This window comes from Flavonifractor sp. An306, from assembly GCF_002159455.1.
GTDB lineage: Bacteria > Bacillota > Clostridia > Oscillospirales > Oscillospiraceae > Flavonifractor.
Genome location: NZ_NFIQ01000116.1, coordinates 1 through 6601, shown reverse-complemented (window position 1 = coordinate 6601; position 6601 = coordinate 1). Strand labels below are relative to the sequence as shown.

8 protein-coding genes and 1 pseudogene are annotated in these 6601 nt (G+C 50.8%); 7 read left to right on the top strand and 2 right to left on the bottom strand.

Annotated elements, in window-relative coordinates:
- Positions 1-217: 217 nt before the first annotated feature.
- Together B5F88_RS18155 and B5F88_RS18150 are read left to right on the top strand one after the other, a co-directional pair.
- Positions 218-838 (top strand): DUF6088 family protein, encoded by a 621-nt coding sequence (locus tag B5F88_RS18155; protein ID WP_087348820.1) that lies wholly within the window; start codon positions 218-220, stop codon positions 836-838.
- Positions 831-1829, top strand: coding sequence for a nucleotidyl transferase AbiEii/AbiGii toxin family protein (locus B5F88_RS18150; RefSeq protein ID WP_087348818.1), 999 nt, complete (start codon positions 831-833; stop codon positions 1827-1829). The genes B5F88_RS18155 and B5F88_RS18150 overlap by 8 nt, the downstream gene beginning before the upstream one ends.
- A 103-nt stretch (positions 1830-1932) precedes the next feature.
- Here the strand turns inward: B5F88_RS18150 and B5F88_RS18145 are convergent, their stop codons facing one another.
- The gene (locus B5F88_RS18145; protein ID WP_087219096.1) at positions 1933-2247 is read right to left on the bottom strand and encodes a helix-turn-helix transcriptional regulator; all 315 of its coding nucleotides are present in this window, start codon (positions 2245-2247) and stop codon (positions 1933-1935) included.
- Between the two features lie 154 nt (positions 2248-2401).
- Here B5F88_RS18145 and B5F88_RS18140 point away from each other — a divergent pair, with 154 nt between their 5' ends.
- From B5F88_RS18140 to B5F88_RS18120, 5 genes are all read left to right on the top strand, one after another.
- Positions 2402-2929: an SLOG family protein gene (locus B5F88_RS18140; protein WP_087348816.1), complete on the top strand. Its 528-nt coding sequence runs from the start codon at positions 2402-2404 to the stop codon at positions 2927-2929.
- A gap of 61 nt (positions 2930-2990) precedes the next feature.
- Entirely contained in the window at positions 2991-3332 is a 342-nt protein-coding gene (locus B5F88_RS18135; RefSeq protein WP_087348814.1) for a DUF2185 domain-containing protein, read from the top strand.
- A 158-nt stretch (positions 3333-3490) separates the two neighbouring features.
- The gene (locus B5F88_RS18130) at positions 3491-3634 is read left to right on the top strand and encodes a DUF3789 domain-containing protein (protein ID WP_087348812.1); all 144 of its coding nucleotides are present in this window, start codon (positions 3491-3493) and stop codon (positions 3632-3634) included.
- A complete protein-coding gene (locus B5F88_RS18125) occupies positions 3631-5739 on the top strand; it encodes a type IA DNA topoisomerase (protein ID WP_087348809.1) in 2109 nt (702 codons plus the stop codon). Before B5F88_RS18130 ends, B5F88_RS18125 begins: the two co-directional genes overlap by 4 nt.
- Entirely contained in the window at positions 5736-6110 is a 375-nt protein-coding gene (locus B5F88_RS18120) for a cysteine-rich VLP protein (RefSeq protein WP_087348807.1), read from the top strand. The genes B5F88_RS18125 and B5F88_RS18120 overlap by 4 nt, the downstream gene beginning before the upstream one ends.
- A gap of 269 nt (positions 6111-6379) precedes the next feature.
- On the opposite strand, the pseudogene B5F88_RS18115 reads toward B5F88_RS18120, so the two are convergent.
- Positions 6380-6601, bottom strand: a pseudogene (locus B5F88_RS18115) (hypothetical protein); the annotation flags it as partial.

The window sequence follows — 6601 nt, the reverse complement described above, 5'->3', positions numbered from 1 at the left end:
CATACCGTATCACTCATGTCATGGCGTTGTTGTTCATTGCTCATAGGAACACCTCTTTCTGGCCTATTGTTCCTATTATACCACATTACTCGTGTAAACACTATTTAGCCGGAATGAATAAAAATTTTTTATACGGACAACCTAAAAAGGAGGTGTAGCTATTGCATTGATGTAACCAATCATATATAATATTGGTTACATGAAGGAGGTTGGTCGTATGAACAACGGCTATACAGAACAAATCCGTGACCGGATCATAAACGCCCCGGAGGGCAGCGTATTCGTCAACTCAGATTTTGCGGATATTGCAGATAACAATACGATTAAGCAGAGCATTAACCGGCTGATCCAGGAAGGGGTTCTGCGCCGTGTTATCCGGGGAGTATTTGAAAAGCCGAAATACAGCAAGCTCCTTGGGGAATATGTGGCGGCGGACCCGGATGCGGTTGCCAAAGCACTGGCGAGATGCTATCATTGGACTATCGCTCCCTGTGGAGATACCGCATTAAATATGCTGGGGCTGTCTACCCAGGTAACGGCAGTATGGTCCTATATCAGCGATGGGCCATATAAAACCTATGAATGGGATAAGACAAAGATTGAATTTAAGCACCGGACCAACAAGGAGGTCACGGGCCTGTCGCCTATGACGATCCTGGTGATCCAGGCGTTAAAGACCCTGGGGAAAGAACATGTGGACGAAAAAACCATACGGGTGCTTTCCCGCAGGCTGAATGAAGATGAAAAGGCGGCGCTCCTTGCAGAAGGGGCCGAAGCGACGGATTGGATTTACACTGTGATTAAAGAGATCTGCAAAGGAGAAAGAGAAAATGATTGAGATTGCCAGACTTCCGGCTGATGACCGGCGGGAGCTGTTTCATAACACCGCAGCAAAAACCGGCCTTCACGATGCCATTGTGGAAAAGGATTTTTGGGTATGCCTGACGCTGGATTACCTGTTCCACCGCTCTCCGTGGAAAAAGGCGGTCACATTTAAGGGCGGGACCAGTTTATCCAAAGGGTATCACCTTATCAGCCGGTTTTCCGAGGACATTGATCTGATTCTGGATTGGCGTGTCCTGGGGTATGGTATCAATGAACCCTGGGAAAAACGCTCGAACACCAAGCAGGATGCCTTCAATAAAGAGGCGAACCGAAAGGCCGAGATTTTCCTGGCAGAAACCTTCTGCCCGCAGGTCCGGGAAGGGCTTTCTGCTGAATTGGGCCTTCCGGCCAATCTTTACATAGACGAGGAAGATAAACAGACGGTGATCTTTGCTTATCCAAACCTGTTTACCGATGCCTCTACCTTACAGGTGATCCGGCTGGAGATTGGGGCGCTGGCAGCCTGGACACCGGCAGAGCTGGTGGATATTGTACCGTATGCCGCGGAGCAGTACCCGCAGTTATTCAAGCAGAAAGAGGTTTCTGTCCTGACGGTGGCGCCGGAGCGGACTTTCTGGGAAAAGGCGACGATCCTTCACCATGAGGCCAACCGGCCTGAACATCTTTCCATGCCCCAGCGGTATTCCCGCCATTATTATGACCTTTATTGTATGGCAAAATCGCCTGTGAAGGAAAAAGCGTTTGAACGGCTGGATCTGCTGCAAAAAGTGGTCGATTTCAAGATGAAGTTTTATCCGCGGGCCTGGGCGCGCTACCCGGAGGCTGTTCCGGCCACCTTAAAGCTGCTTCCTCCGTCATACCGCCTGGGTGCGCTGCAGGAGGATTACTCTGCCATGCGGAATATGCTCTATGGGGAGATTCCATCTTTTGAAACTATGATGGAGGCCGTTGGAGAATTGGAGAAGGAAATCCACGCATTATAACGGAAAGGGCCGCAAACGCGGCCTTTTCTTATGGCTGTATGTTAAAACAGCAAATGGAAATACTTATTAAAGAAAGCAGCCTGCCTCATCGTGCCGACTGCTTCTATTTTTTGCTATTCAGTTCTTTCATAATGCCGAGGATGTAAGACATTGTTTTGGAATCCAGCTTCTTTGCCTCTGTGATAAATTCCTTTAAAGCGGCGGGATTCGGATTACCTTCATCGAAAAATTCCTGTGGTGTTACGCCCAGGTATTCACAGATATAAAAGAAGGACTGCATAGAAGGAAGCGTTTTCTTGTTCTCCACGTTGTTGATATAGTTGTTGGCCTGTCCAAGCGACAGCGACATATCCCGCGCGGAAACACCCTTCTGCATCCTCAGTTTTGCCAGCCTTTCCGGGACAAAATCTTCGTACACCATAGTCACCCCCTATTCTGTAATAGATTGTACCTTACAGGCTGGCTCTATTCGCTAAATGAAAAGGGGTATTTCTGTTGAAATGCTAAATATAACCTACTAAAATAAGAAATGCGGTAGTTTTTAACTATCAGCCATAAGGGAGGCAGGTATCATGGGACAAAAAATATGCGGAGTAACTGGGCACCGGGAGATCCCCGCTGAATATATGGAGCAGGCAGAGCAGGACCTTCGCCGGGAAATTGAAAAAGCCATCGCAGACGGTTATACCTATTTTATTTCCGGCTTTGCTGACGGCGCCGATCAGCTATTTGCCCGGATTGTTCTGGAAAAGGCAAAAGAAAATCCGGCGCTGCGCCTGGAGGCAGCAATTCCTTACCGCAACCGTTATAAGCGGCTGATGGAGGACGAGCGGACCAAAGCCATGCTGGAGGCATGTGCGAAAGTTGCGGTTATCAGCGAGGAATGGGCTTCCAATGTCTATATGAAGCGCAACCGCTATATGGTAAGCCAGGCAGACCGGGTGATCGCTGTCTATGATGGGCGGGAAAAAGGCGGCACGGTGTCCACGATCCGCATGGTCCACGCTCAGAAAAAAGAAATGCGGGAGATCCCTATGGGACCTTATCTTCCTAAAAGCATGATAAATCTTGGATATTTCAGGAACGCTTCGGGTAGATAAGGATTTGTTTGTGTGGTAAAATATGTGATAGACAAATTGGAAGTTGTGGAGGTGTTTGTATATGGGATTATTTAAAAAGAAAAGGGCTGTTTTTATAGAAAATGCTGGAGGCGTTATCATTACTAAATCAATTTATCAAGGCACATCTAAATTGAAATGGTTTTTTAGAGAAGAAAGCGTAAATCCGTCTGATAACGGATGGCGAGCAATCGGGGATAATGATACGCAGGAATACTTAAATAATCCAGAAAATTCTATGGTAGTAGATTTTAATACTCTTGCAAACATTGAACCGGCGGTTTTATCAGTATATGATATGCCAGTAGGTACAGATTTAGAGTTTTGCTTTAATGATACGGGCAGATATTTTGTTGATACTAATACGGGCAATCGAATTAAATAAAAAGCAACTGACAAATACTAAGTTGTCAAACAAAACTAAATACTATGAATTTACGCCGCAGATCTTTTCTGCGGCGTCTTGCTATATAGCCCCGGCGCAAAGGTGTTCTTATCCCTTTGCGCTTTTTTCATATTCAAAATTCAAAGGAGGTGCGGCACATGTGGAACGCAGTATCACATTTTCTGTCTTTCACGCTTGGCACAATCGCAGGCGTAACTTTGATGTGTCTGCTGCAGACCGGAAGGCAGGCAGACGAGCAGTTTACAAAATTCTTTGATAAAGAGGGAGGTTCAGACGAATGAAACTTGTAGTAGCCGAGAAACCCAGCGTGGCCCAATCTTTGGCTGCGGTGCTGGGGGCAAAAGAGAAAAAGGACGGGTATCTGGAAGGCGGCGGCTGGCTTGTGTCCTGGTGCGTGGGCCATCTGGTGGAGCTGGCCCAGCCGGAAGCCTATGGGGAGCAGTACGCCAAATGGCGGTATGCGGATCTGCCCATTCTTCCCGCCCATTGGAAATATGATGTGGCAAAGGATAAGAAAAAGCAGCTTGGCGTCCTGCGCCGTTTGATGGAGGATAAACGTGTAGACGCTGTGGTGTGCGCTACTGATGCCGGCCGGGAAGGGGAACTGATCTTCCGGCTGGTCTATCAGCAGGCCGGGTGCAGCAAACCCATTCTCCGGCTTTGGATCAGCTCTATGGAGGACGCCGCTATCCGTGATGGATTTGAACACCTGCGGCCCGGCGCCGATTATGACCTGCTTTACCAGGCGGCGCTCTGCCGGGCTGGTGCGGACTGGATCGTGGGGATCAACGCCACCCGGCTTTTCTCTGTCCTGTATGGCGACACCCTGAATGTGGGCCGGGTAATGACGCCGACGCTGGCGCTGATCGTCCAGCGGGAAGATGCGATCCGTTCTTTTAGGAGCAAGCCCTTCTATGTGCCGGAACTCACCTGCGGAGGGTTTACCGCTGCCGGGGAAAAGCTGGAGGACAAGGCGGCTGCAGAAGCGATACGGGCAGCTTGTGACGGAAAGCCTGCTGTTGTCCGCAAAGTAGAGCGGCAGAAAAAGACCGTCCAGCCGCCCCGCCTTTACGATTTAACTACGTTGCAACGGGAGTGCAACCGCTTGTATGGCTTTACTGCCCAACAGACCCTTGATTATTTACAAAGCCTGTATGAGAAAAAGTTGGCGACCTATCCGAGAACAGACAGCCAGTATATCACAGCGGATATGCAAGCAACGGTTGGCTCTCTGGCCCTGTGGCTTTGGCAAAATATGCCTTTTGGCAAGGACAGCACCACGGCGCCGGAGCTGGAAGGGATCATTGATGACAGCAAGGTAACGGACCACCATGCCATTCTCCCCACGGTGGAGATAGCCCGCACCGACCTGTCTGCTTTGCCTGGCGGTGAGCGTGATGTGCTGATGCTCCTTGCCTGCCGCCTCCTCTGCGCTACCGCCCAGCCCCACCGCTTTGAGGCGGTGCTGGCAGTTTTAGAGTCCGAGGGCCACACATTTACCGCAAAAAGGAAAACGATTCTGCATGAGGGATGGAAAGGCATTGAACAGGCTTTCCGTGCCAGCCTGAAACAAAAACAGCCGGAGGACGGCGACGAAAATACGTCCCGCCTGCCAGAGCTGAAAGAAGGACAGCGATTTGAAAAGGCTGCCGCCACGATCCGGGAAGGCAAAACCAGCCCGCCCAAGCATTATACTGAGGATTCTCTGCTTGCGGCTATGGAGACAGCCGGTGCGGAGGATATGCCGGAGGACGCCGAACGGAAAGGGCTGGGTACTTCGGCCACCCGTGCCGCCACACTGGAAAAGCTGGTGTCCACGGGATTTGTCCAACGGAAAAAGAAACAGCTTTTACCTACGGATAAGGGCGTCAACCTGATTGCCGTCCTGCCCGATGTGATAAAATCCCCGGCGCTTACAGCGGAATGGGAGTCTATGCTGAAACAGGTGGAACGCGGAGAAATGACGGCGGACGCTTTTATGGAAGGGATTGCCGGTTTAATCCGTGACCTGATCCGGCAGAACACCGCCCCCGATCCTGCCTATTCCGTCTTGTTCGGGAACAAGAGCGCGGCCAGCCGGGAAGCTGTCGGGACCTGTCCCCGGTGCGGCGGCACTGTCTATGAAGGGAAGAAAGGCTTCTTCTGTGAAAATGAAGCCTGCGCCTTTGCGCTCTGGAAAGAAAACCGGTTCTTTTCCAGTAAAAAGAAAACTATCACAAAAACTGTTGTCGCGGCGCTCTTAAAAGAGGGCCGCGTTTCCATGTCCGGGCTTTTCAGCGAGAAAACCGGCAAAACCTATGACGCTGTGGTGGTGCTGGATGATACGGGCGAAAAGTATGTGAATTTCAAACTGGAATTTCCGCAGCAGCGGGGACGGAAGAAATGACCGGCCCGCCGCGGGAGCTGACCCGCTCCGAGCGCGCAGCGATCCGAAGGCTGGTAACAGGCTTATGCGCCAACTATGACGAGTGGGAAAAGCTCTGCCTTCCCCTGGACTGCCCCTGCTATATGCTTCATAAATGGTGGACCGGCGGCCTTTGCCGATATTTTGAGCGGTCTGTGCTGCCGGTTGAACCGGCTCTGGAAGCAGCTCTGACGGGAAATGATACTTCCCAGCGCCAGAAAAAATGCCCGGTATGCGGGAAGCTGTATCTTCCCACGACCAGCCAGGCGTATTGTTCTGACGCCTGCCGGACCTGGGCCAGACGGGACGCAGATAAAAAACGCAAGCGCCGGATTCGCCAGCACAAGGGATGATATGTCTGCAACTTAGCCTGTTTACGCCTTGATTTATAAGGCTTTCCGGCCTCACTTTTACAGGCGGCAAGAGATTTATACTCTGCCCCTCCATAGGAAGGTTAAGTTGCGGACAAGGAATAAAAACCGTCATTCGAGGCAAAGAAAGCGACCGCCCCTACCGGGCCGGGATTTTGCTTGTTGGGGCATATCCCCAAACTCCTGTTTTCTCTCCGTGTTTACAATTACCGTGTTTTAAAAATCTGCTTGCGCTGGTATATTCCCGGATTTTAGCTGATCTGGAACAGCAGTATGATCCGCTTCTTTTTTCGCTTGGCGTATTGTAGGGTTGTGGCAGCGCCGCCCCAATCGTGGAGGACATAGCTGACCACCACATCGACGTACTCCACCATCCAGCGGTTTCTATGGGAAATCGCAAACCGGCGCGGCACCGTTTCCAGTGGTGGATACACGGTTCTGTCATAACCGGAAGTATCCCGTCTGGTGTTGAG